Here is a 23,132-nt window from a genome sequence, read left to right on the forward strand (position 1 = left end):
CGCTGCTGCAGGACCAGCTGCAGTCGGTGCTCGCCACGCTGTCCGAGCGCGAGGCGGGTGTGGTCCGGCTGCGGTTCGGTCTCACCGACGGCCAGCCGCGCACGCTGGACGAGATCGGCCAGGTCTACGGCGTCACGCGGGAGCGCATCCGCCAGATCGAGTCGAAGACGATGTCGAAGCTGCGCCACCCGTCGCGCTCGCAGGTGCTTCGCGACTATCTCGAGTGAGCTGCTCGGCTCGACAACGCCCGCCCGGCACGCCCGGGCGGGCGTTTCGCTTTACAGCGGCTCGGGTCTCGCTCGAGGCTCCCTCGAGCGCAGCATGAGCCCGACGACCACCGCGGCGATGCCGAACGCCTCCGGAGGGCTCGGCACCTGACGCAGCACGACCAGCCCGATCAGCGTGGCGGTCACCGGGAGTAGCGCGAGCAGGAGCGCGAACGACGCCTGGCCGAGCCGCTTGAGGACGACCTGGTCGAGCACGTACGGGACCACAGTGGACAAAACGCCCACGCCGACGCCGAGCAGCAGCAACTGTGGGGATGCCCACACCGGCCCCGTACCCAGTGCCAGGGGTGATAATGCGACGGTGGCCACCGCGAAGCCGACCGCGAGCCCGTCGACCCCGAGCCCGACGTCCGCGACCCGCTTGCCGAGCAGGACGTAGCCGGCCCACAGCAACGCCGCCGTGAGCGCGAACAGGACGCCGAGCGTGCCACCGGACCACTGCACGTCGGCGATCAGCACGACACCGGCGATCACCAGCGACAACGCCGCCACGTCGCGCTTGGTGCGCGACCCGAACGCGGCCACCAGAACGGGCCCGACGAACTCCAGCGCGACGGCCGTACCCAGCGGAAGTCGTGCGACGGCCTCGTAGAACAGGATGTTCATACCGGCCGTGACGAGCCCGAAGACGGCCGCGAGCCAGAACACCTTGCCGCGCCAGTTCTGCCGCTTGGGCCGCCGCCAGGCGAGCAGTACGACAGCCGCACCGAGCTGCCGCAGCCACGCCACGCCGGCCGGGTTCACCTCGTCGAAGAGCCACACCGCGGCGGCCGCGCCGAGGTACATGGACACCCCGCCGGTGACGAAAAGTAGCGGGGCCGGCACCCGCCGCACCCGTAGCACGGGATCCACCGAGTTCACCAGCCGATCCTGCATGGCGGGGCCGGGGATGCGACAACTGGGTTAAATCTGCCGTTGAGCGATCTCTCATTGCGGCCGGGAACACTGACGACAGCCAAAACGTCTGGAAGAGTAGATGGCAGCGAGCACCGCAGGTGGTCGCTGCCGGAGACGGCATCGGGCCCTACCGGTGCCGGGACGGAGGGAGATCTGCCATGAACACCACACTCGCCCGCCCCGACCTGACCGCTGCCGACCGCTGCGACCGGTGCGGGGCAGCCGCGCAGGTCCGCGCCATCCTCCCCTCCGGGGGTGAGCTGCTCTTCTGCGGTCACCACGCGCGCCTGCACAAGGAGCGGCTGCGTGAGCTGGCGGCGGACCTTCAGCAGGGCGAGGCCTGACGTCTCGTCAGGGGCTTCGTGGGGGCGGGATCCGGCGTGCCGGGTCCCGCCCTCGCAGTTCCGCCTCCCCGGAATTAACCCTGTTGGTCGCGTTGGGCAGTGAGCGTTCGGCCCGGTCACGTACTTATGGCTGGCTAGCGTCACGTTCCCCTGAGGTCACGGTTTCAGAGGTTGACAGAAGGTGTCTCACCGGGAGTCGTCACCGACGGTGATCGGGGGGGGGCGGTTAGACGGCGTCCAGGACGGGTTCGAAGGCCCGCTCGGCCGCGCCCAGCAGGGTCACGTCCGCACCCAGCGTCGAGGCCACGATGCGGGTCCCGCCCACCGCGCGGGACACCAGGGACCGTTGCCGCACGTCCGCCGCGACGTCGGCGATCAGGGTCGCCGGGAGTGCGGTGAACAAGTCGCCCAGCACGACCAGCTCGGGACCCAGCACGTTCACCACGTTGACCAGGCCGAGGGTGAGCCACTCGGCGAACTCCCCCAGTCGCACCCGGATCGACGCCGGATCTGACGCCAGCGCACGCAGCTCGGCCACGACCGCACCGCGCGGCGAACCCTCCCGCAGGCCGAGCGCGCGGCACATCGCCCGCTCCCCCACCTCGGTCTCCCAGCACCCGTGGCTGCCGCAGTAGCACGGCCGGCCGCCGGGATGGATCACCATGTGCCCCAGCTCGCCCAGATAGCCCGCGGTGCCGCGCAGCGCCGAGCCGTCGGAGATGACGCCGCCACCGACGCCGACGTCGGCCGACACGTAGACGGCGTCGGAGCTTCCGCGCGCGGTCCCGCGCAGGTGCTCGGCCAGCGCGCCCAGCTCCGCGTCGTTGCCGACCATGATCGGCATCTCCAGCACCGAGCGCATCCGCTCGCCAAGCGGCACGTCCGTCCAGTGCAGGTTCGGCGCCTCGTGCACCAGGCCGTCCGAGCGGCGGACGACCCCCGGGACCGAGATGCCCGTGGCGACCATCCGCACGCCCAGGTCCGCCGCGAGCACCGTGGCGGAGTCGATCACGTGCGTGATGACCTCGTCCGGCTCGCGGGTGCGGACCCGCAGGTTCCAGCTGTTGCGCCCGAGGATCTCGCCGCCGAGGCCGACCAGGGCGATGGCCACCTGGTCGACCCGCACGTCCACGGCCAGCACCACGGCGGCATGCGGCTGCGGCAGGACCAGCAACGACGGCCGCCCGGCGCCGGTCCGCTGGCGCGGCACCCGTTCCTGGACCACGCCGGTCTCGGCGAGCCCGTCCACCAGGGCCTTGATCGTGCTGCGGTTGAGCCCGAGCTCAGCCGCGAGCGACGCCCTGGTGCACGGGCCGCCGATGTGCAGCCTTCGTAACAGGACCGTGCGGTTGTGCCGGCGCACCTCGTCGGGCCGCGCGCCCAGGTTGGGCGTCCCCGTTGGTGTGCTCGTCAAACCCCTCGCTCCCGTCTGGTCAACGCCCTGACACGGCTGCCCTTCGCCGAGACAGCGCGTCAACCGTGGCGGCGAGCAGGAGCACCAGGCCGGTGACGATGTTGACCACCGCGGCCGGCTGGCGCAGCAGCCCGAGACCGTTCTCCACGACCGCGAGCACCAGCCCACCGATGACGGCGTGGGCGACCTTGCCCCGCCCGCCGAACAGCGACGTGCCTCCGATGACGGCCGCGCCGACGGCGAACAGCAGCGTGTTCAGACCACCGGCCTGCGGGTCGACCGAGCCCGCCTTGGACGAGTACACGATCGCACCGATCGCGGCCGCGGACGCCGACACCACGAACACACTCGCTCTGATCTTGCTCACATTGATCCCGGCGCGCCGAGCCGCTTCGGCGTTGCCGCCGACCGCGTAGATGTGCCGGCCGTAGCGGGTGCGGTTGAGCGCATACGTCCCGATCACCAGCAGGATCAGGATGATCGGCACGACGTACGGCACGCCGCGGATCGTGACGAGGTCCGGGTTCGGTGAGCGGTTCAGGGTCAGCAGCCACGTCGAGACGATCGCGATGACCGCCACCGCGCCCGCCTTGAACAGCACGATCGGCGTGGGCTGGGTGACGAGGCCACGCCGCAGCCTCGTGATGTGCTCGCCGAGCACGACCAGCGCGTAGCCGCCCGCCGCGATGAGGCACAGTACCCAGCTGCCGAACACCGACAGGCTGCCGTTGGCGACGTTGAACAGCACCGACGAGGTGCGGATGCCGAAGACACCACCCTCACCGATGAACTGCAGGATCACGCCCTGCCAGGTGATGAACAGCGCCAGCGTCACCACGAACGACGGCATGCCGATCTTGGAGACCATGAATCCGGTGATGCAGCCGATCGCGGCACCGATGCACACCGCGAGCAGCATCTCGAGCCACGCGTTGGGTGTGACGCCGAGCATCGCCATGAGCACGGCGACCACACTCAGCACGGCACCGGCCCAGATCCGCATCCACACCGCGAGCGCGGCGGCCACCAGCATGCCGATGACGAAGACGTAGAACACCGTGGTGCCCATGCCGCCGAGCAGGTTGCCGGCGCGCACGTAGTGCATGGCCATCACGGCGGCACACACGCCGGACGCGGTGCCGGCCGACAGGTCGATCTCGCCCAGCAACAGGACGTAGACCAGGCCCATCGCGATGATCATCTTGCCCGCGCCCTGAGCGATCAGGTTCGCGGTGTTGTTCAGGGTGAGGAAGTTGTCCGACAGCGCGGCGAACACGATCACCAGCGCCGCGAGGCCGAGCAGCGCCGGCAACGAGCCGAGCTCGCCGCCGCGCAGCCTGGCGAAGTAGTCGCGAATCGCCTCGCCGGTGGACTGGGACGTGGTGTCGATGCCGAAGTCGGAGATCGCGTTGGCCGCGGTGTCCGACCTGGCGGGAGATTCGGTCATGAAGGAGGTCCTCGGGTGAGAGATCAGAGGGTGACTTGCTCGGGCCGGGCGAGGCCGAGGTCACCCGACCGGCCGGCGGTGATGAGCTCGACGACCTGGCTGTGCGTGGTCTCCTTCGCCGGCAGGTCGGCGACGAGCCGGCCCAGGTACAGCGTGGAGATGCGGTCGGCGACCTCGAACACGTCGGCCATGTTGTGGCTGATCAGCACGACGCCGAGGCCCTGCTCGGCGAGGCGGCGGACCAGGTCGAGCACCTGGCGGGTCTGCGCGACACCCAGTGCGGCGGTCGGCTCGTCGAGCAGCACGACCTTGCTGTCCCAGAGCACGGACTTGGCGATGGCGACGGTCTGCCGCTGCCCGCCGGACAGCTGGGAGACCGGCGTGCGCACCGACTTGACCGTGCGTACCGACAGCGACGCGAGCGTCTCGCGGGCCGCCTTCTCCATGCTCGACTCGTCCATCAGCCAGCTCGAGCCGCGCTCCCGGCCGAGGAACATGTTCTGGACGACGTCGAGGTTGTCGGCGAGCGCGAGGTCCTGGTACACGACCTCGATACCGAGGTCCGCGGCTTCCTTCGGACTGTGGATCGTGACCGGCGTGCCGCGGAAGAGCACCTGGCCGGAGTCCATCGGGTGGATGCCGGCGACGCACTTGATCAGCGTCGACTTGCCGGCGCCGTTGTCGCCGACGAGCGCGGTGACCTCGCCCGCCCGCACGGTGAAGTCCACGTCGTGCAGCACGTGCACGGGGCCGAAGCTCTTGTTGATCCCGATCAGCTCGAGAAGGGGCTCGGTCATGAATTCCTCCTACCCGGGGGAGGCCCGCACCCTGGTCCGAGTGCGAGCCTCTCCGGGTGCGCTGGGTCAGGAGATTTTGAGCTCGGCGCAGGTGGCCTGGAGGTCACCGGTGCAGATCTCGTCGGCCTTCACGTAGTCCTCGTCGATGACCCGCTTGACCTCGGCCTTGGTGATCAGGAACGGCTCGAGCAGGACGGACTTGACCTGACGGTTGCCCTCCGGGTCGTCGCTCGTGGCGGTCGCGATCTTGTCCGCGGCGGCCTTGTCGCCCTTGGCGAGCGCGGCGGCGAGCTTGGCGGTCGCCTCGGCCTCCAGCTTGATCGGCTTGAACACCGTCATGTACTGGTCGCCGGCGAGGATCGCCTTGAGACCGTCGGCGGTGGCGTCCTGGCCGGTGACCGGGACCTTGCCGTTCAGGCCGTTCTTCTTGAGCACGGTGATGATCGCGCCGGCAAGACCGTCGTTCGCCGCGACGACGCCGTCGACCTTGCCGCCGTTGCTGGTCAGGATCTGCTCGAAGGTGGTGCCGCCCTTCTGGTTGTCCCAGCCGTCGATGGGCTGCGACTGGACCAGCTTGAGCTTGCCGGACTGGTACAGCGGCTCGAGGACCTTCTCCTGGCCTTCGTGGAACAGCGTCGCGTTGTTGTCCGTCGGCGCGCCCTCGATCTCGATGACCTGAGCGCCGTCCGGCTTGTCCTTGAGCGCGTCGACCATGCCCTGGCCCTGCAGCTCGCCGACCTTCACGTTGTCGAACGACACGTAGTACTCGGAGCTGCCGCCCAGGTTCAGGCGGTCGTAGTCGATGGTCGGGATGCCCTGGGCGTTGGCCTTCTGCGCAACCGTGCCGCCGAGCTCGCTGTTGATCGAGGCGATGATCAGGACCTTGACGCCGTCGTTGATCATGCCGTCGGCCAGCGTGCTGAACTTCTGCACGTCGCCCTGGGCGTTCTGGATGTCGGGGTCGAGACCCTCGGCCTTCATGGCCTTCTCGAGCATGGGCTTGTCGAAGCCCTCCCACCGGGCCGAGGTCGCGGTCTCCGGAAGGATCACGCCGACCGGGATGCCGCCGCCCTCGGACCCGCTGCCCGTGTCCGTGCTGCCGCTCCCACCAGACGTGTCCTCATTGGCGCCACACGCCGACAGGGCGAGGGTCAGACCCATCCCCGCGGCGAGAAGAGCAAGCCTTGTACTGCGCATTCAACGGTCCCTTCAAGTCCTCAGGGCGAAATGTTGCGGTGCACAACATATGCCCGGACGGGCGGTGAGGGAAGCCACGAACGGGCATTTTGCGACTCGCGTATGACACAGTTTGGCAACGAACCGCTCACCTGCCGGCAATCCGGCGCCCGCCCGCTACCAGGAACGCAGCGTAGCGATACGTTCCTCGAGCTGCTCGACGGAAGCCATCGCCGTGGGCGGACCGGCGCACACTCTCCGCAACTCGCTGTGAATCGTTCCGTGTGGTTTGTTCGTTCGATGGTGGTACATGGCCACCAACGTGTTGAGCTCTTTGCGCAGCGCGGCCAACCGCTCGGCCACGGTCTGCGACCGCGGCGCCGCCGGCTGCGCCTGCCCTTCCTTCGCTCGACGGGAACGCTCCGTTACCTGGTCGGTCTGGCGCTGCCGCAACAGGGCGCGGACCTGGTCGGGCTCGAGAAGGCCCGGCAGGCCGAGGTACTCCTGCTCCTCGGCGGACCCGGCGAACGCGGCGGTGCCGAACGACGAGCCGTCATAGATCACCTGATCGAGTTCCGCCGACGCGGACAGCGAGGTGAACGCCTTCTCCTCCTCGCCCGGCTCGTCCTTGACCCGGTTGGCGTCGGCCAGCAGCTCGTCGTCCCAGCCGTCCTCGTCCCGGTCGGGCTTGCCGAGCACGTGGTCGCGCTGCGCCTCGAGCTGGCTCGCGAGCTCGAGCAGCACCGGCACGCTGGGCAGGAACACGCTGGCGGTCTCGCCGGGGCGGCGGGCCCGGACGAACCGGCCGACAGCCTGGGCGAAGTACAGCGGGGTGGACGCGCTGGTGGCGTAGACGCCGACGGCGAGCCGTGGCACGTCGACGCCCTCGCTGACCATCCGGACCGCGACGAGCCAGCGGTCGTCGGACTCGGCGAACTCGGCGATGCGGCCGGAGGCCTTCGGGTCGTCGGAGAGCACGACGACCGGCTCGCGGCCGGTGGTGCGGGTGAGGATCGTGGCGTAGGCCTTGGCCGACTCGTGGTCCGAGGCGATCACGAGCCCGCCCGCGTCCGGCACGCTCTGTCGCAGCTGGGCCAGGCGCAGGTCGGCGGCGCCGAGGACGGCGGGGATCCACTCCCCCTGCGGGTCGAGCGCGGTGCGCCAGGCCCGCGCGGTCTGCTCGGCGGTCATCGGCTCGCCCAGCCGGGCGGTGAACTCCTCGCCCGCGCTGGTCCGCCAGCTCGCCTCGCCAGAGTAGGCCAGGAAGATCACCGGCCGGACCACCCCGTCGGCGAGCGCGTCGGCGTAGCCGTAGGTGTGGTCGGCCTTGCTGCGCAGGAAGCCGCCCGGGTCGGGCTCGTAGCCGATGAACGGGATCTGCGAGTCGTCGCTGCGGAACGGGGTGCCGGTGAGGGAGAGGCGGCGCACGGCCGGGGTGAACGCCTCGCGGATCGCGTCGCCCCAGGACTTGGCGTCGCCGCCGTGGTGGATCTCGTCGAGGATGACCAGCGTCTTGCGGTTCTCCGTGCGGACCCGGTGCAGCATCGGGTGGGCCGCGACCTGCGCGTAGGTGACCGCGACGCCGCGGTAGTCCGACGAGGTGGCGCCCGCGCCGTTGCGGAAGTCGGGGTCGATGGCGATGTCCGCGGCGGCGGCCGCGACCGCCCACTGGTGCTTGAGGTGCTCGGTCGGCGTGACGACCGTGACCTGCTCGACGATCCGGTCGGCGAGCAGCTCCGCGGCGACCCGCAGGCCGAACACGGTCTTGCCGGCGCCGGGCGTGGCCACCGCGAGGAAGTCCTTGGGCCCTCGGGCCAGGTACCTCGTGATGGCCCGGCGCTGCCACGCCCGCAACGGCCGGGACGTGGTCGTGGTCGTCATCGGCTCGGCCGTCACCGTCTCCCCCTGCATGCGCCGCGGTCAAGCAAACTGCGGTCACCCAAACCGGGCAAAGCAAAGCCCTCAAGCGACATCATTGAGGGCCGGACCGACCTTACCCTTGGCACCGGGCGCCGCCGGCGTGCGCCACGCGACACCGCCCGGCCGACATCGGGTGGGCCGCGCCTTTCCCGTTCCGATGCACCATGCTTGACCTCGAGATGAGCCCACAGCCACAGCACCCGACCCGCAACGCGACGCAGCGGACCGGCGCCATGCTGCGCCGCGGACCGCTGCGGCTGCTGAGGCGCACGTGGGTCAAGGCGTGGGGCGGCAACCTGTTCTCCGAGGCGGCCGAGGCCGCGTTCTGGCAGGTCCTGTCGCTGCCGCCGCTGCTGCTGGGACTGCTGGGCAGTCTCGGTTACGTGGCCGAGTGGTTCGGCCAGGACGTGATCGAGTCGGTGCACGACGCGATCATCGAGTGGTCGGCGACGGCGTTCAGCTCGAGCGTGGTCGACGACATCATCCAGCCGACGGTCGAGGACATCCTGCGGCACGGCCGCGGCGAGATCCTCACGGTCGGCTTCCTGCTGTCCCTGTGGGCCGGCTCGTCGGCGATGTCGTCGTTCGTCGACGCGATCACCGTCGCGCACGACCAGTACGGCGTGCGCAACGAGGTGTGGCAGCGGATCTTCGCGCTGCTGCTGTACATGGCGTCGCTGGGGCTGCTGGTGATCGGGCTGCCGATCCTGGCGCTGGGCCCGGAGGTGCTGCCGAAGCTGTTCCCGGCGGCGTGGCGGGCGGACATCGCGTTCTGGGTCGACGCGTTCTACTACCCGGCGATCGGGGTGCTGATCGTGTTGGCGCTGGCCTCGCTGTACAAGCTGGCGCTGCCGCGGAAGCTGCCGTGGCACCGGGGGCTGCCGGGCGCCGTGCTCGCGATGATCGTGTTCCTGCTGTCCAGCATCGGGCTCCGGCTCTACATCTCGTGGATCACCACCACGGGGTACACCTACGGCGCGTTGGCCACGCCGATCGCGTTCCTGCTGTTCGTGTTCTTCATCGGGCTGGCGATCGTGATCGGGGCGTACTTCAACGCGGCCATCCAGGAGATGTGGCCGGCACGGATGACCCGCCGGCAGCGCCGCAGGTGGCGGCGGCTGGAGATGAACCGGGCCTCGGCGCAGCCGGCCCCGACCGCGAAGCCTAACCCGGTCCCGGATCCGGACCCGACGACGAACCCCAACGGCGTCCCGAAGTCGGGCGTGCCGAGCGACGACGGCGACCGGCCGGCGCCCCCCGCCCAGCCGTCGGCGCCGCGCTCACGGCGCCGCGCCGACGCGCCCGACGCCTGAGGGCCGCGCCACGTCGGCGAGCAGGCTCAGCCGCAGCCAACCGGGGAAGGCCCGCTCCAGCGCCGGCCGACCGGACACGACCATGCCACCGGTCCGCAGCGCATCGGCGAACGGGATGTCCCCCATCCAGACCATGATCATCGTCCGCAGGTCGGCGTCGACGACGAGGTCGATGCCGAACCCGGGGTCGGACAGGCAGACGTCGACGCCGGACCGGTCCACCGACAGCCACCACACGGTGTGCCCTGTGGACAGCTCGCGACCGCCCCGCGGACCCGCGGCGCCGTCAGGGCTGGTCGTCGCCGGGGTAGGCCGTCGCCAGGGGCCTGGTGTCCCCCGCCGGAAGTTCGTCACCTGATTCGCCGGCCCAGCTTCCTGCCGGCGGCGTTGCCAATCCGCCCGAGTACAACCCGGTACGAGGACGAACCGGCGCCTTGCCAACAGAAACCTGGACTCACCGACTCAAGCAACAGACTCCCGGCGGGGGACACTAGTCGCCGCCGCCGGGGGGTAGGCCGTCGAAGATCTTCTTGCACTCGGGGCAGACCGGCGAGCCCGGCTTGGGCGAGCGTGTCACCGGGAACACCTCGCCGCACAGGGCGACCACCATCGTGCCGGTGACCGCGCTCTCCGCGATCTTGTCCTTGCGCACGTAGTGGAACATCTTGGGCGTGTCGTCACCCGTGGTGTCCGTGCCCTCCGGCCGCGTGTCCACCTCGGGCAGAGTTTGTGTACTCACGGACCCAATGATGCCCGAAATGACGGCAGACCCGATCGGGTGCTGGCAGGATCGCCCCATGTTCCAGAAGGTGATGGCCACTTTCGGCCAGGGCGGCGCCACCGTCGACGCCCGTATTCTCGATCGGCACGTGCGCCCCGGCGGCACGTTGCACGGCGAGGTGCTCCTCGCCGGCGGACAGGTCGACCAGGAGGTCGAGTCGCTCGCGGTGACCCTGCTGGCCAGGGTCGAGCGCGAGTCCGCTAACGGCGCGGCCCCCGAGGTCGTCGACCTGCCGTTCCAGAACGTGCAGCTCGCGGGCCGCGAACTGGTGCGCTCCGGCGCGCAGATCAAAGTCCCCTTCGAGGTGCAGATGCCGTGGGAGACACCCGTCACCACGGTGTTCGGCAAGTACCTGACCGGCATGGCGGTCGGCCTGCAGACCAACCTGAACCTGAGCCGGACGGTCGTCGACCCGCAGGACGTCGACGCCATCCCGATCGAGCCGGTGCCCGCGCAGCACCGCCTCCTGGACGCGATGAGCAGGCTCGGCTTCCAGTTCCGCGAGGCGAACCTGGTGAAGGAGCGGGTCGACGGCGCCGACCAGCAGCTGCCGTTCTTCCAGGAGATCGACTTCGCGCCGTCGCCGGCCTTCGCCAAGGCGTTCAACGAGGTCGCGGTGACCTTCCTGGCCCGGCCGCGGGACGTGCAGGTCATCCTGGACGTCGACAAGCGGGTCCGGGTCGCCAAAGGCGGCGGGCTCGGCTCGCGCGGCCAGTCGATGCTCGGCATGTTCGTCGTCGAGTACGCCGCGCTCGGCCGCACCAACTGGGAGCAGCAGATCGAGGGATGGCTGCGGGAGGTCGCCAAACCGCGGGGGATCTTCGACTAGGGGACGATCGGGACATGGAGCCTGTCGCGTCACGGCCGCACATGCCGGGTTACGGAACGCTGCCGGCCGACCGCGGCACCGGGCTCCTGCCGTGGACCTGGGCACTCGCCCGGCTGCGGGAGAGCCACGACTTCTGGCTGGCCACCGTGTGGCCGGACGGCCGCCCACACCTCACCCCGGTGTGGGCGGTCTGGGACGACGGCGCGCTGTGGTTCTCCTCCAGTCCGAGGTCACGCAAGATCCGCAACATCAGGGCGGGCTCCGCGGTCTCGGTGTCCACTGAGGACCCGGAGAGCCCGGTGATCCTGGCGGGACGCGCCGAGCTGGTCACCGAGAACGACCAGGTGCTCCGGTTCGTGGCGGTGGTCAACGTCAAGTACCGCACCGAGTACCCGGTCGAGTTCTTCAGCCCCGACCAGGCGGTGGTCGCCCGCATCCGGCCGGCCTGGGCGTTCGGCCTGGTCTCGAGCGACTTCGACGGCTCGCCGACCCGCTGGGTCTTTCCGCCGGGCTGACCGGCCCTATTCTCGACATCGAGCCCGGGACAGCGAGCCCGGGGAGGGAGCCGACCGTGGTGGTGCTGATCGTCGTGGTCGCGGTTGTCGTGCTGATCGCGATCGCGCTCGTGGTGATGTACAACGCGCTGGTGCGCGCCAGGCACGCCTGGCAGAACGCCTACGCCCAGATCGACGTCCAGCTGTCCAGGCGGCACGACCTGATCCCCAACCTGGTCGAGGTCGTCAAGGCCTACATGCGCCACGAGCAGCAGACGCTGGCCGCCGTCACCGCCGCGCGCACCGCCGCCGTCCAGGCCAAGGCCGCGGCCGCGGGGGCGCCGGGCGACCCGGCCGCGATGGCCGGCCTGTCCGGCGCGGAGAACGCGCTGACCGGCACGCTGGGCCGGCTGTTCGTGGTCAGCGAGAACTACCCGGAGCTCAAGGCCGACCAGAACATGCGCCAACTGTCCGAGGAGCTGACCTCCGCGGAGAACAGGGTCGCCTTCGCCCGGCAGGCATACAACGACTCGGTGATGGTCTACAAGAACAAGCAGGACACGTTCCCGTCGAACCTGGTCGGCTCGATCTTCTCGTTCGGGCCGGCGGCCTACCTGGAGCTGGACGAGCCGCGGAAGCGCGAGGCGCCGCGGATCTCCCTGGACCGCAACGAATGAACTTCTTCCAGCGTCAGCGCGACGTCCGCAAGCTCTCCCGCCGGCTGGTCCTGCTGTTCGTCGTGGCCGTGCTGGCCATCGTGGCGGCGGTCGACCTGGTCGCGGTGTTCGTGTTCGGGTTGAACCAGCAGCCGGCCGAGGTGACGCTCACGCTGCTCGCGTGGGTCAGCGGGCTCGTCATCGTGGCGATCGGGCTGACCTCGTTCATCCGCACCCGGATGCTGCGCGGCGGCGGGGGCGGCAAGGTCGCGCAGAGCCTCGGCGGTATCTACGTCCCGGAGGACACGACAGACCCGCGGCTGCGCAGGCTGCGCAACGTCGTCGAGGAGATGGCGATCGCGTCGGGCGTGTCGGTGCCGGAGATCTACGTGCTGCCGGGCGAGAACGGGATCAACGCGTTCGCGGCCGGGTTCTCCCCCGCCGATGCGGCGATCGCGGTCACCCACGGCGCGTTGGAGCGGCTCAACCGCGACGAGCTGCAGGGCGTGATCGCGCACGAGTTCAGCCACGTGGTCAACGGCGACATGCGGCTGAACATCCGGCTGATGGGCACACTCTTCGGCATCCTCGTACTGGCGATCATCGGCCGGCTGATGCTCAGCGTCCGCGGCCGCAACCCGGTCGCGGCCATCGGGCTCGCGCTGGTCATCCTGGGCTACGTCGGCGTGTTCTTCGGCCGGATCATCAAGGCGGCGGTGTCCCGGCAGCGGGAGTACCTGGCCGACGCGTCCGCGGTGCAGTTCACCCGCCAGTCCGCCGGGCTCGCCGGGGCGTTGAAGAAGATCGGCGGCCTGGCCGAGGGCTCGAAGCTGCGTGACGGCCGGGCCGAGGACGTCAGCCACATGCTGTTCGGCGAGGGCTTCTCGTTCAGCTCGCTGTTCGCGACGCACCCGCCGCTGGTGAAGCGGATCCAGACGCTGGAGCCGGCGTTCGACCCGCGCGGGCTCGAGGCGCTGTCCCAGCAGTGGGCGCGCACACCGCCGGTCGGGTTGGCCGAGGACGAGGCGCTCGGTCTCGCCCCCGCCGGCCCCCCGGTGCTGCCGCCGCCGCGGGCGCGGATGCCGATCCGGCCGGCCGACGTCGTCGCGTCGGTCGGCAGCGCGGTCACCCCCGCCTCGCCCGCGCACCGGACCGCCGGCACGATCATCGAGAGCATCCCGCCCCAGCTCCTGGCCCGCGCCCGGCACCCGGAAGCCGTGCTGCCGCTGGTGTTCGGGCTGCTCCTGGCCCGCGACCCGGCCACCCGGGCCAACCAGCACGCGGTGCTCGCCGCCCGCTACGGCCAGGGGCTGGCCGACGCGGCGGTCGCCGAGGCCGGCACGCTTGCCGGGCTGCACCCGGCGCTGCGGCTGCCGCTCGCCGAGCTCGCGTTCCCCGCGCTGCGCCGCAGGCCGCGGCCCGCGGCGGAGGCGGTGCTGGCCTGCATCCACGCGCTGATCCGGGTGGACGGGCGGATCGACGTGTTCGAGTACTGCCTGTCCCGGCTGCTGCACCGCGAGCTGTACGAGGCGATGAACCGGACGTCGCCGTGGGCCGGGCAGGGACGGGGCCGCCGACCGCCGCTCGAGGTCACCAACCGGGCCGTGGCGACGCTGCTCGCGCTGCTCGCCCAGGCCGGTGCGGCCGACCAGCAGGCCGCGGGAACGGCGTACCTGGCCGGGCTCGGACAGGTGCTGCCCGGTGAGCCGATCCCGTTCGACCCGCCTGCGGCCGGGGCCGTCGCGCTGGAAGGTCTGTGGCCGGCGCTGGACGGGCTCGACGGGCCGGAGAAGGAGTTCCTGGTCGGCGGGATGGTCACGGTCATCGGCCATGACGGGGTGATGACGGTGTCGGAGATCGAGCTGTTGCGTACCGTGTGTGCGTTGCTGCACTGCCCGCTGCCGCCGCTCGCCCAGGCGCGGCCGGAGCAGGTAGTGCCGGACCCTGGGTCGCGCTCGTGACCGGCCCCTACTTCGACGAGAGCGTGCAGATGCGGGTTGCCGAGGAAGTGTCGGCGGCGCTGGCCACCGGTTCGGCTGTCGTGGCATTGGAGAGCACGCTCCTGGCGCACGGGCTGCCGCCGGGGCGCAACCGCAAGGTCGCGACGGCGATCGAGGACGCGGTGCGGGCGGCCGGCGCGGTGCCCGCCACGATCGCGGTGCTGGACGGCCAGATGTGCGTCGGGCTCGGCTCGGCCGAGCTGGACCTGGTGTGCGACCCCGATGCCGAGTTCCTGAAGCTGTCCGCGCGGGACCTCGGGCCGGCGATCGCGCTGGGCCGGGACGGCGCGACGACGATCGCCTCCACGTCGATGATCGCGCACGCCGCGGGCATCGGGGTGTTCGGCACCGGCGGGCTGGGCGGGGTGCACCTGCCGGCGCCGGGCGAGGTGTCGTCGTGGGACGTGTCGGCCGACCTGGACGTGCTGGCGGCGACACCGATCGTGGTCGTGTGCTCGGGGGTCAAGTCGGTGCTCGACATCGCCGCCACCATCGAGGTGCTGGAGACGCGGTCGGTTCCGGTGGTCGGGTACCGGACGGACTTCTTCCCGGCGTTCTACCGGCGCGAGTCGCGGTTCCGGGTGCCGTGGCGGGTCGACACGCCCGCGTCGGCGGCCGCGGTGATCGCGGCGCACCGGGACCGCGGGCCGGTCCGCTCGGGTGTCCTCGTCGCCAACCCGGTTCCGGTCGAGCACGAGCTCGACGCCGGGCTGCACGACCGGCTGCTGGCCGAGGGCATGGCGAAGGTGGCCCACTCCGACGTCCGCGGCGGCGACGTGACCCCGGTGCTGCTGGAGCACTTCCACACCGCGTCGGGCGGCGCGTCGCTGGACACCAACGAGGCACTGGTGCTGGCCAACGTCGCGCTGGCCGCGGAGATCGCCGTCGCGCTGACCTCCGAGTAGCGGGCATGGGGATCGTCGCCGACGCCGTGTGCCAGCGACTGCTCGACCCCAGGCGTCGCCGTGTCGACCCCAGGCGTCGCCGTGTCGGCTGCGGGCGTCGCCGTGTCGGCTGCGGGCGTCGCCGTGTCGGCTGCGGGCGAGACCGGTCGCGACGTCGCGGGACGACACGGCGACGTCGCGGGACGACACGACAACGTCACGGGACGACACGGCGACGTCACGGGGGCGCTAGGACTCCGCCGGCCGGGGCGCGGTGTAGAGACGGGCCACGACGTCCTCGATCTCCGGCTCCCGCACCGACAGGTCCCGCAGCGGCACGACCTGGGCGAGCCGGGCCACCACCTCGCCCGCCGTCGCGCCGTCCAGCGCCAGCGTGACCCGCAGGCCGTCGGCCTCCACCCGTTCCACCGTGGCGCCCGGCAGCGCGAGGTCCGCGGGCCACGCCGCGTCCAGGTCGGCGACGATCCGGCGCTTCGAGCGGTAGGCCGCGTGCAGCTCGTCGACCGTGCCGTCGTGCACCACCCGGCCGTGGTCGATCACCACCAGCCGCCGGCAGAGCTTCTCGATGTCGGCCAGGTCGTGGGTCGTCAGGACGATCGTCGTGTCGCCGCGGGCGTCCAGCTCGCCGAGGAACCCGCGCACCGCCTGCTTCGACAGCACGTCCAGGCCGATCGTCGGCTCGTCGAGGAACAGCACCTTCGGGCCGTGCAGCAGCGCCGCGGTCAGCTCGCCACGCATCCGCTGCCCCAGCGACAGCTGCCGCACCGGCGTGTCGAGGAACTCGTCGAGGTCCAGCAGCGAGCGGCACCTGGTCAGCCGGGCCGCGTGGTCGGCGGCCGGCACCCGGTAGACGTGCCTGAGCAACGCGAACGAGTCCGCCAGCGGCAGGTCCCACCACAGCTGCGAGCGCTGCCCGAACACCACGCCGATCCGCCGCGCGAGCGTCGTCCGCTGCGGCACCGGCGTCAGCCCGCACACCGACACCTTCCCGGCACTCGGCGTCAGCACCCCGGTGAGCATCTTCAGCGTCGTCGACTTCCCGGCGCCGTTCGGTCCTATGTAGCCGAGCAGCTCGCCCTCGCGGACGGCGAGGTCCACACCGTCCACAGCGGACACCACGCGGCGCTCGCGGCGCAGCCGGCCGACCTTGCGCCGCACGGTGAAGTCCTTGCGCAGCCCGGAAGTCTCGATGACCATGGTCATGACCCCGTGCTCCTGTAGTGCCGGATGCCGGTCCGCCAGAACAGCGCGGCGAGACCGGCGGCGAGGAGGGCGACCAGCGGCGAGCACCAGTGCAGCCAACCGGGCACGCCGAGCGGGTCCGGCCGGCCGAGCATGGCGAGCGCTGGCAGGTACGCGACGAAGGCGAACCCGAGCCCGTAGGCGAACAGCCGGCGGAAGAACCCGCCGAACACGGTCACCGGGTAGGAGGTGAAGTCCTTGCCGCCGTAGGTGAACGCGGCGGCGACCTCGCCGGACTCGATCCACCAGAACGCGACCGTCGCGCCGGCGACGAAGATCGAGCCGAAGAACACCGCGCCCGCGACCGGCGCCAACACCGCCAGGACCGCCACCCCGAACGACCAGTCCACCGGCGCCACGCACAGCGCGATCACGTAGATCGCGGTCCCCTGCAGCACCCGGCCGACCCGGCGCGGCGCGAAGTCCATCGCGACCAGCTGTCCCAGCGCCGGCAGCGGCCGCACCAGCACGGCGTCGAACAACCCGGTGCGCACGTACACCCGCAGCCGCTCCACGTTGCCCACCGCGAGGTCGGCCAGCGGGAACGCCATCGCCGAGATGCCCAATCAGCACCACCTCCAGCCCGCCGAACCCGCCGAGGCTGCCGTTGACGCTGTACATCACGTACACGGCGACGACGTCGAGCAGGGTCAGCACCCCGCTGCCGACGAGGTCCATCGCGAACGACGCCCGGTACTGGGTCTGGCTGCGGACCTGCGCGGCGACCAGCCGGGCGTAGGGGTTACCCACCCTGGATCACCAACCGCCGCAACGCCTTGCGCTGCACCAGCCGGGCCGCCCCGACCACGACGGCGAGCCAGGCGACCTGCCCGGCCAGCAGCAGCCCCGCGTGCCCGAGACCGCCGCGCTCCACCAGCACGTCCAGCGGCGCCTGCATCAGCGTCGGGAACGGCGTGAGGAGCCACAGCCCGGTCACCAGCCAGTCCGGCAGCAGCGGCAGCGGGAAGGACAGCCCGCTTCCCGCGCCGGACGCGAACACCCACAGCATCTGCGTGCCGCGCGCGTCCATCAGCCAGAACGCGGTGAGCGAGACGATGTAGCGGCAGGCCGAGCAGACCAGCACGGCCAGCACCACCGACACCGCGAACAGCACGTAGGTGTACGGGTGGCTCGGCAGGTAGAAGTCGAACGCGAGCATCCCGACCACGACCGGCACGACGAACCTGGTCAACACCGCGTAACCGGCCCGGCCGAGATCGGTCGCCAGGTGGTTGACCATCAGGTCGACCGGCCGGAGCAGGTCGGCGACCACGTCCCCGCTGCGCACCCGCTCGGCGAGCTCCGAGGCGCTCCAGTAGTTGACCACGGCGATCAGCCCCTGGCCGGCGAAGACGAACGTGACGAGCTGCGCGCGGTCGTAGCCGGCCACCCGGCCCGCGGTGTCGGCCAGCGACAGCAGGACGTAGCAGCGCATGAAGCCGAACACCGAGTTCGTGAACGCGCCCGCCACCGTCGCCTGCCGGTAGGTGGCGAAGCGCCGGAAGCCGGCCCCGGCGAGCGCGCGCACGAGCCTGCCGCTGGCAATCACCGTGGCCACGCGGTTAGCCTCCGCTCCTGATGTCGGTCACGTGGACGGGACGCACTTGAGCACGATCGTTGTTGTCGGCGACGCGGCGGTGGACGTGGTCGCTTGTCATTCCGGGCCGATCGTGCACGGCGGCGACTCGCGAGCCCGGATCGCGCTCACGACCGGCGGGGCGGGGGCCAACACCGCGGCCTGGCTCGCGTACTGCGGAGCCGATGTGGTCCTGGTGGCACGGGTCGGCGACGACGTCGCGGGTCGGCAGGCACGCGAGGAGCTAACCACCGCCGGAGTGCGTTGCGCATTCACAATTGACCCGGGGGCGAGCACGGCGTGCGTGGTCGTGCTCGTGGACGGCGACGCGCAGCGGAGCATGCTGCCCGACCGGGGCGCGAGCCGCCGCATGGTGCCCTCGGATCTCGACCCGGCGCTGCTCGCCGGGGCCCAGCACCTGCACCTGTCCGGCTACGTGCTGCTCGACGCGTCGTCCCGGGAGGCGGGCCTGGCGATGCTCGCCGCCGCCGGCGAGGCCGGGCTGACCACCTCGGTCGACCCGCAGTCCGCGGCCCTGATCACCGACCCGGCGACGTTCGTCGAGGAGCTGCGCGGGGTGGACCTGCTGCTGCCGAACCTGGACGAGCTGGAGGTGCTGACCGGCTCGCACGACCCGGCCGGCGCGTCAGAGCTGCTGGCGGCGTTCGGCGCGGTCGCGGTGACCACCGGGCCTGCCGGGGCGAGCTGGGTCGACAGGACCGGCATCGCGTCGGTGCCCGCGACGCCGGGCGCGTGCGTGGACTCGACCGGCGCGGGCGACGCGTTCGATGCGGGCGTGCTCACCACGTGGCTCGCCGGAAAGTCCACAGAGGACTGTCTGCTGGCCGGCGTACGGCTCGGTGCGATGGCCGTGGGACAGGTGGGGGCGCAGCCGCCGGTCAGCCGTCGATGACCCGGTGCTCGCCGCCCTCGATGGCCGTCGCCGACCGCTGGTAGCGGTTGACCTCCTCGGCCTTGCGGGGCGGCCGGTCGTTGGCGATGAGCACCGCGATCCACGGCAGCGGCACGGACAGCAGCACGAACCCCAGTGCCAGCCACCAGGTGTCGTGGAGGATGCCGGCGAGGATGAGGCACGGCAGCCGCATGAGCATCATCGTCACGTACTTGCGCTTGCGCGCCGCGTACTCCTCTTCGTACGACGGCGCCGCCTCGGTGATGAGAACCGGGGTGTCGTCTCGCTCGGCCTTCACGACACCACCTCCTGAGACCATGCTCCCACCTCGCGGGCCGGATTGCGCCATCCGGGTGGACCTGCCTTGCCCGGCCGGGTGAAGCCGGTATGAAGGTCATATGACGTTGAGCGGGTTCGACACTCGACCGCACCTGTTCGAGCCGCTGGAGCGTCTGCGGTACACGGTCACCGAGGCCAACCTGCTGCGACACCTGGACACCGTCCCGCACCGCGTGCTCGACGTCGCGGGTGGCAACGGGGCGGAGGCCGTGCGGCTCGCGCGGCTGGGCCACGAGGTCACCGTCCTGGACCCGGCCGGCGCGATGCTCAGCCGGGCCATCGAGACCGCCGAGTCCCACGACGTCGCCGACCGGCTGCACGTCGTCCAGGCGGGTGCGCTCGACGCGCCGGAGGTGTTCGGCCGGCACGACTTCGACCTGGTCCTCTGCCACAACCTGCTGCACTACGTGGACGACCCGACCGAGGTGCTGCGCGCGGTCATCGCGCCGCTGCGGCCGGGCGGGCTGCTGTCGGTGCTCGGCCCCAACGACGACTTCGACCCGCTGCACGCGGCGGTGCGCGAGCTCGACCCGGAGCGCGCGCTCGACTCCCTGGCCGGCGTGCGGCCGACCCCGGTGGCGGCCCTCGTCGCGGCGCTCGCCGGGCTCGGCGTGGAGGAGGTCGTCCGCTACGGCGTGCGGTGCGTGAGCGACCTGCTCCCGTCGCTGCCCGACGACCCCGTGTTCCTGGCCGACCTGGAGCGGCTGGAGCTGGCCATGGCCGACCGGATGCCGCAACTGCTGACCGCGCGGTTCTTCCACCTGGTGGCCCGCCGCTGACCGTCCCCCGGCACCGCTCTGCCACTGCTCTGCCACTGCTCTGCCACCATGATCGACGTGCGAGCGGTGGTGGCGCGGGTGACCCGGGCGAGTGTGACGGTCGAGGACGCGGTCGTGGGCTCCTTCGACGAGCCCGGCCTGCTGGTGCTGCTGGGCGTCACGGTGTCGGACACGCCCGCGGAGGCCGCGACCATGGCCCGCAAACTGCACGAACTACGCATCCTGCGCGACGAGCAGTCCTGCGCCACGACGGGCGCGCCGCTGCTCGTCGTCAGCCAGTTCACCCTGTACGGGGACACCCGCAAGGGCCGCAGGCCGTCGTGGACCGCGGCCGCCCGCCCGGAGACCGCCGAGCCGTTGGTGGACGCGGTGGTCGCTGAGCTCCAAGCGCGGGGCGCCCGGGTCGAGACGGGCCGCTTCGGCGCGATGATGTCGGTCGAGAGCGTCAACGACGGACCCTTCACGGTTGTCGTCGAGATCTGACGCTGCGTAGTGCCCGGCGTCACCGGCCGGTCCCCGTCACGTACTCCGGCGCCGTTCCGTCTCTTAGGAAAAGCTCAGGTTTGGTGGAGCAACCGGTGTGGCGCGCGTGACGTCATCCAGTTGAGAAGTCGGGAACGAAACGAGCCACGCGCACGTTTTCAAGAGTGTCCAGCCGGCGACGGCTCACCGGACACGAGGCGCCGGTGTGTGACACAGCACACCGACCCGCGAACAGGGGGAGGGGAGAGCATGACGGTCCCACAGCAACGCGAGCCGGAGCCCGCCGAGATCGATCTCGATGCGCAGGGCCCCGCGGCCGACCTGGTCCGCGTCTACCTCAACGGCATCGGCCGGACCGCGCTGCTGACCGCGGCGCAGGAGGTCGAGCTGGCCAAGCGCATCGAGGCCGGGGTGTTCGCGCAGCACATGCTCGAGACGGAGAACCGCGGCACCGCCAAGCGGACCGAGCTCGAGTCACTCGTGCGCGACGGTCACCGGGCCAAGAACCACCTGCTCGAGGCCAACCTGCGGCTCGTGGTGTCGCTGGCCAAGCGCTACACCGGCCGCGGGATGCCCCTGCTGGACCTCATCCAGGAGGGCAACCTGGGGCTCATCAGGGCGGTCGAGAAGTTCGACTACACCAAGGGCTTCAAGTTCTCGACGTACGCGACGTGGTGGATTCGCCAGGCGATCACCCGAGGCATGGCCGACCAGGGCCGCACCATCCGGCTGCCCGTCCACCTGGTGGAACAGGTCAACAAGCTGGCCCGCACCAAGCGCGACCTGCACCAGCAGCTCGGCCGCGAGGCCACCCACGACGAGCTCGCGGCAGAGGTCGGCCTCACCCCCGAGAAGGTCGCCGACCTGCTCGACCACGCCCGCGACCCGGTGAGTCTCGACATGCCGGTCGGCTCGGAGGAGGACGCCCCGCTGGGCGACTTCATCGAGGACGGCGAAGCCACCGACGCCGAGAGCGCGGTCATCTCCGGCCTGCTGCACGACGACCTGCGCAGGGTCCTGGCCACGCTCGACGACCGGGAGCAGTCGGTCATCCGCCTGCGCTACGGCCTCGATGACGGACAGCCACACACCCTCGACCAGATCGGCAAGCGCTTCAGTCTCTCCCGCGAACGCGTGCGCCAGATCGAGCGCGAGGTCATGTCCAAGCTCCGCCAGGGCGAGCGGGCCGAGCGGCTGCGCGCCTACGCCAGCTGACCAGGCTCGACCTCGTGCCGGTCGCCCGAGCAACCTTTGAGCGCGCCGCAACGTCCTTAGTGCGAAAGCACTACAAGGCATTGACATGCGCACGCCAGCGCGGCACGGTCGGTGCACGGGACTACGCGGCGCGGGTGAACCATTACTGCCCGTAGCTGCCATCCACGGGAGGTCGGGACGGCCGGGGGCCGCCCCGGCCTTCCGGCCCGGGTCTACCTGTTCGCGGAGGGCGCTCACCCGGGGGGCCTCCAGATCATCTTGGGGGGCCGAGCCCCCCAAACCCCCACGGTGCGAGCTCCTCTCGACCCGGCGTGGTTCCGGTTGCCTCACCAGCGCCGGTTGGCTAGACGCCAGTTCTCTCGGCCTTCGGCCATCGTTCCTCCTCCGTTGTCACTCGGGCTCGGCCTTCGGTCTCGGGGTCTGGGGTGTGCTCGGCGGTTGTGGCGGGGGGCGGATCTTGGGGTTCGGGGCGCGGTAGCGTCGGGGGGGTTCCTGTCGCGCTACTAGGAGTCTCCCGGTGACCGCCTCCTCTGCCACGTTCGAGTACACCGAAGCGCTGCCGCTCGCGCCGGACAAGCACACCGAGTACCGGCTCGTCACGCCGGACGGGGTGCGGGTCGTCGAGGCCGCCGGGCGGACCTTCCTGCAGGTCGACCCCGACGCGCTGCGGCTGCTCGCCAAGGAGGCGATCCGCGACATCCAGCACTTGCTGCGGCCGTCGCACCTCGCCCAGCTCCGGTCCATCGTCGACGACCCCGAAGCCAGCGGCAACGACCGGTTCGTCGCCATGGACCTGCTCCGCAACGCCTGCATCTCCGCGGGCGGCGTGCTCCCCATGTGCCAGGACACCGGCACCGCCATCGTCATCGGCAAGCGGACCGAGAACGTGCTCACCGGCGGCACCGACGAGGAGGCGCTCTCCAGAGGCATCTTCGAGGCCTACCAGGAGCTCAACCTGCGCTACTCGCAGCTCGCACCGGTCAGCTTCTGGGAGGAGCGCAACACCGGCACCAACCTCCCCGCCCAGATCGAGCTCTACCACAAGGACGGCGCCACGCCGGAGTACGAGTTCCTCTTCATGGCCAAGGGCGGCGGCAGCGCCAACAAGACCTTCCTCTACCAGGAGACCAAGGCTCTGCTGAACCCCATGCGCCTCGCCAAGTTCCTCGACGAGAAGCTCCGCAGCCTCGGCACGGCCGCCTGCCCGCCCTACCACCTCGCGATCGTCGTCGGTGGCACCTCGGCCGAGCACACCCTCAAGGCCGCCAAGCTCGCCTCCGCCCGCTACCTCGACAACCTCCCGCTCGAAGGCAGCCCCGCGGGCC

26 protein-coding genes are annotated in these 23,132 nt (G+C 71.1%); 14 read left to right on the top strand and 12 right to left on the bottom strand.

Annotation, left to right across the window (positions count from 1 at the left end):
• A partial coding sequence (locus GEV28_RS30890; protein ID WP_291415985.1) for a sigma factor-like helix-turn-helix DNA-binding protein occupies positions 1-227 on the top strand: 227 nt, incomplete at its 5' end.
• A 51-nt stretch (positions 228-278) separates the two neighbouring features.
• Here GEV28_RS30890 and GEV28_RS30895 read toward each other — a convergent pair.
• Complete coding sequence (locus tag GEV28_RS30895) at positions 279-1,073, bottom strand: EamA family transporter (RefSeq protein ID WP_291416007.1); 795 nt, start codon at positions 1,071-1,073, stop codon at positions 279-281.
• 269 nt (positions 1,074-1,342) lie between these two features.
• On the opposite strand from GEV28_RS30895, the gene GEV28_RS30900 reads away from it, so the two are divergent.
• A complete protein-coding gene (locus tag GEV28_RS30900; RefSeq protein ID WP_291415986.1) occupies positions 1,343-1,528 on the top strand; it encodes a hypothetical protein in 186 nt (61 codons plus the stop codon).
• 226 nt (positions 1,529-1,754) lie between these two features.
• Here the strand turns inward: GEV28_RS30900 and GEV28_RS30905 are convergent, their stop codons facing one another.
• The 5 genes from GEV28_RS30905 to GEV28_RS30925 form a co-directional block, all read right to left on the bottom strand.
• Positions 1,755-2,891: an ROK family transcriptional regulator gene (locus tag GEV28_RS30905; protein ID WP_291416008.1), complete on the bottom strand. Its 1,137-nt coding sequence runs from the start codon at positions 2,889-2,891 to the stop codon at positions 1,755-1,757.
• Between the two features lie 70 nt (positions 2,892-2,961).
• Positions 2,962-4,389: an ABC transporter permease gene (locus GEV28_RS30910; RefSeq protein WP_291415987.1), complete on the bottom strand. Its 1,428-nt coding sequence runs from the start codon at positions 4,387-4,389 to the stop codon at positions 2,962-2,964.
• Positions 4,390-4,412: 23 nt separating this feature from the next.
• Complete coding sequence (locus GEV28_RS30915; protein WP_291415988.1) at positions 4,413-5,186, bottom strand: ATP-binding cassette domain-containing protein; 774 nt, start codon at positions 5,184-5,186, stop codon at positions 4,413-4,415.
• A gap of 66 nt (positions 5,187-5,252) precedes the next feature.
• Entirely contained in the window at positions 5,253-6,383 is a 1,131-nt protein-coding gene (locus GEV28_RS30920; RefSeq protein WP_291415989.1) for a substrate-binding domain-containing protein, read from the bottom strand.
• Positions 6,384-6,539: 156 nt separating this feature from the next.
• Positions 6,540-8,243: a DEAD/DEAH box helicase gene (locus tag GEV28_RS30925; protein WP_291415990.1), complete on the bottom strand. Its 1,704-nt coding sequence runs from the start codon at positions 8,241-8,243 to the stop codon at positions 6,540-6,542.
• A gap of 218 nt (positions 8,244-8,461) precedes the next feature.
• Between GEV28_RS30925 and GEV28_RS30930 the strand changes: the two genes are divergently transcribed.
• The gene (locus GEV28_RS30930) at positions 8,462-9,595 is read left to right on the top strand and encodes a YihY/virulence factor BrkB family protein (protein WP_291415991.1); all 1,134 of its coding nucleotides are present in this window, start codon (positions 8,462-8,464) and stop codon (positions 9,593-9,595) included.
• On the opposite strand, the gene GEV28_RS30935 is transcribed toward GEV28_RS30930, so the two are convergent.
• The gene (locus GEV28_RS30935; protein ID WP_291415992.1) at positions 9,563-9,832 is read right to left on the bottom strand and encodes a hypothetical protein; all 270 of its coding nucleotides are present in this window, start codon (positions 9,830-9,832) and stop codon (positions 9,563-9,565) included. The two genes, GEV28_RS30930 and GEV28_RS30935, sit on opposite strands and share 33 nt — an antisense overlap.
• A gap of 253 nt (positions 9,833-10,085) precedes the next feature.
• A complete protein-coding gene (locus GEV28_RS30940) occupies positions 10,086-10,334 on the bottom strand; it encodes a DUF3039 domain-containing protein (protein WP_291415993.1) in 249 nt (82 codons plus the stop codon).
• A 58-nt stretch (positions 10,335-10,392) separates the two neighbouring features.
• Between GEV28_RS30940 and GEV28_RS30945 the strand changes: the two genes are divergently transcribed.
• The 5 genes from GEV28_RS30945 to GEV28_RS30965 are packed head-to-tail and all read left to right on the top strand — an operon-like array spanning position 10,393 to position 15,260.
• On the top strand, positions 10,393-11,205 hold the full coding sequence (locus GEV28_RS30945) for a sporulation protein (protein WP_291415994.1): 813 nt from the start codon (positions 10,393-10,395) through the stop codon (positions 11,203-11,205).
• Between the two features lie 14 nt (positions 11,206-11,219).
• Entirely contained in the window at positions 11,220-11,720 is a 501-nt protein-coding gene (locus tag GEV28_RS30950) for a pyridoxamine 5'-phosphate oxidase family protein (protein WP_291415995.1), read from the top strand.
• A gap of 56 nt (positions 11,721-11,776) precedes the next feature.
• The gene (locus tag GEV28_RS30955; RefSeq protein ID WP_291415996.1) at positions 11,777-12,376 is read left to right on the top strand and encodes a LemA family protein; all 600 of its coding nucleotides are present in this window, start codon (positions 11,777-11,779) and stop codon (positions 12,374-12,376) included.
• Complete coding sequence (locus GEV28_RS30960; RefSeq protein WP_291415997.1) at positions 12,373-14,316, top strand: M48 family metallopeptidase; 1,944 nt, start codon at positions 12,373-12,375, stop codon at positions 14,314-14,316. Before GEV28_RS30955 ends, GEV28_RS30960 begins: the two co-directional genes overlap by 4 nt.
• Positions 14,317-14,345: 29 nt before the next feature.
• Positions 14,346-15,260: a pseudouridine-5'-phosphate glycosidase gene (locus GEV28_RS30965; protein WP_291416009.1), complete on the top strand. Its 915-nt coding sequence runs from the start codon at positions 14,346-14,348 to the stop codon at positions 15,258-15,260.
• A 228-nt stretch (positions 15,261-15,488) separates the two neighbouring features.
• Here GEV28_RS30965 and GEV28_RS30970 read toward each other — a convergent pair whose 3' ends face one another.
• Both GEV28_RS30970 and GEV28_RS30975 read right to left on the bottom strand, forming a co-directional pair.
• Positions 15,489-16,463 carry an ATP-binding cassette domain-containing protein gene (locus GEV28_RS30970; RefSeq protein ID WP_291415998.1) on the bottom strand — a complete coding sequence of 325 codons (975 nt, stop codon included), beginning with the start codon at positions 16,461-16,463 and terminating at the stop codon, positions 15,489-15,491.
• A complete protein-coding gene (locus GEV28_RS30975) occupies positions 16,460-17,068 on the bottom strand; it encodes an ABC-2 family transporter protein (protein WP_291415999.1) in 609 nt (202 codons plus the stop codon). Before GEV28_RS30975 ends, GEV28_RS30970 begins: the two co-directional genes overlap by 4 nt.
• A 41-nt stretch (positions 17,069-17,109) precedes the next feature.
• Between GEV28_RS30975 and GEV28_RS30980 the strand changes: the two genes are divergently transcribed.
• Positions 17,110-17,241 (top strand): hypothetical protein, encoded by a 132-nt coding sequence (locus tag GEV28_RS30980; RefSeq protein ID WP_291416000.1) that lies wholly within the window; start codon positions 17,110-17,112, stop codon positions 17,239-17,241.
• 3 nt (positions 17,242-17,244) lie between these two features.
• Here the strand turns inward: GEV28_RS30980 and GEV28_RS30985 are convergent, their stop codons facing one another.
• On the bottom strand, positions 17,245-18,060 hold the full coding sequence (locus GEV28_RS30985) for an ABC-2 family transporter protein (protein WP_291416001.1): 816 nt from the start codon (positions 18,058-18,060) through the stop codon (positions 17,245-17,247).
• Between the two features lie 46 nt (positions 18,061-18,106).
• On the opposite strand from GEV28_RS30985, the gene GEV28_RS30990 reads away from it, so the two are divergent.
• Positions 18,107-18,991, top strand: a complete 885-nt coding sequence (locus GEV28_RS30990) for a carbohydrate kinase family protein (RefSeq protein WP_291416002.1) — start codon at positions 18,107-18,109, stop codon at positions 18,989-18,991.
• Here GEV28_RS30990 and GEV28_RS30995 read toward each other — a convergent pair.
• A complete protein-coding gene (locus tag GEV28_RS30995; protein WP_291416003.1) occupies positions 18,978-19,310 on the bottom strand; it encodes a DUF3099 domain-containing protein in 333 nt (110 codons plus the stop codon). The genes GEV28_RS30990 and GEV28_RS30995 overlap by 14 nt on opposite strands.
• Before the next feature lie 79 nt (positions 19,311-19,389).
• On the opposite strand from GEV28_RS30995, the gene GEV28_RS31000 reads away from it, so the two are divergent.
• The 4 genes from GEV28_RS31000 to GEV28_RS31015 all read left to right on the top strand — a co-directional run.
• Positions 19,390-20,109 (top strand): methyltransferase domain-containing protein, encoded by a 720-nt coding sequence (locus GEV28_RS31000; protein WP_291416004.1) that lies wholly within the window; start codon positions 19,390-19,392, stop codon positions 20,107-20,109.
• A gap of 57 nt (positions 20,110-20,166) precedes the next feature.
• Complete coding sequence (dtd, locus tag GEV28_RS31005) at positions 20,167-20,592, top strand: D-aminoacyl-tRNA deacylase (RefSeq protein WP_291416010.1); 426 nt, start codon at positions 20,167-20,169, stop codon at positions 20,590-20,592.
• A 249-nt stretch (positions 20,593-20,841) separates the two neighbouring features.
• Positions 20,842-21,807 carry a sigma-70 family RNA polymerase sigma factor gene (locus GEV28_RS31010; protein ID WP_291416005.1) on the top strand — a complete coding sequence of 322 codons (966 nt, stop codon included), beginning with the start codon at positions 20,842-20,844 and terminating at the stop codon, positions 21,805-21,807.
• Between the two features lie 517 nt (positions 21,808-22,324).
• On the top strand, positions 22,325-23,132 hold an 808-nt coding region (locus GEV28_RS31015), incomplete at its 3' end, for a fumarate hydratase (protein ID WP_291416006.1).

This window comes from Actinophytocola sp., from assembly GCF_009379765.1.
In the GTDB taxonomy this organism is placed as follows: domain Bacteria; phylum Actinomycetota; class Actinomycetes; order Mycobacteriales; family Pseudonocardiaceae; genus Actinophytocola.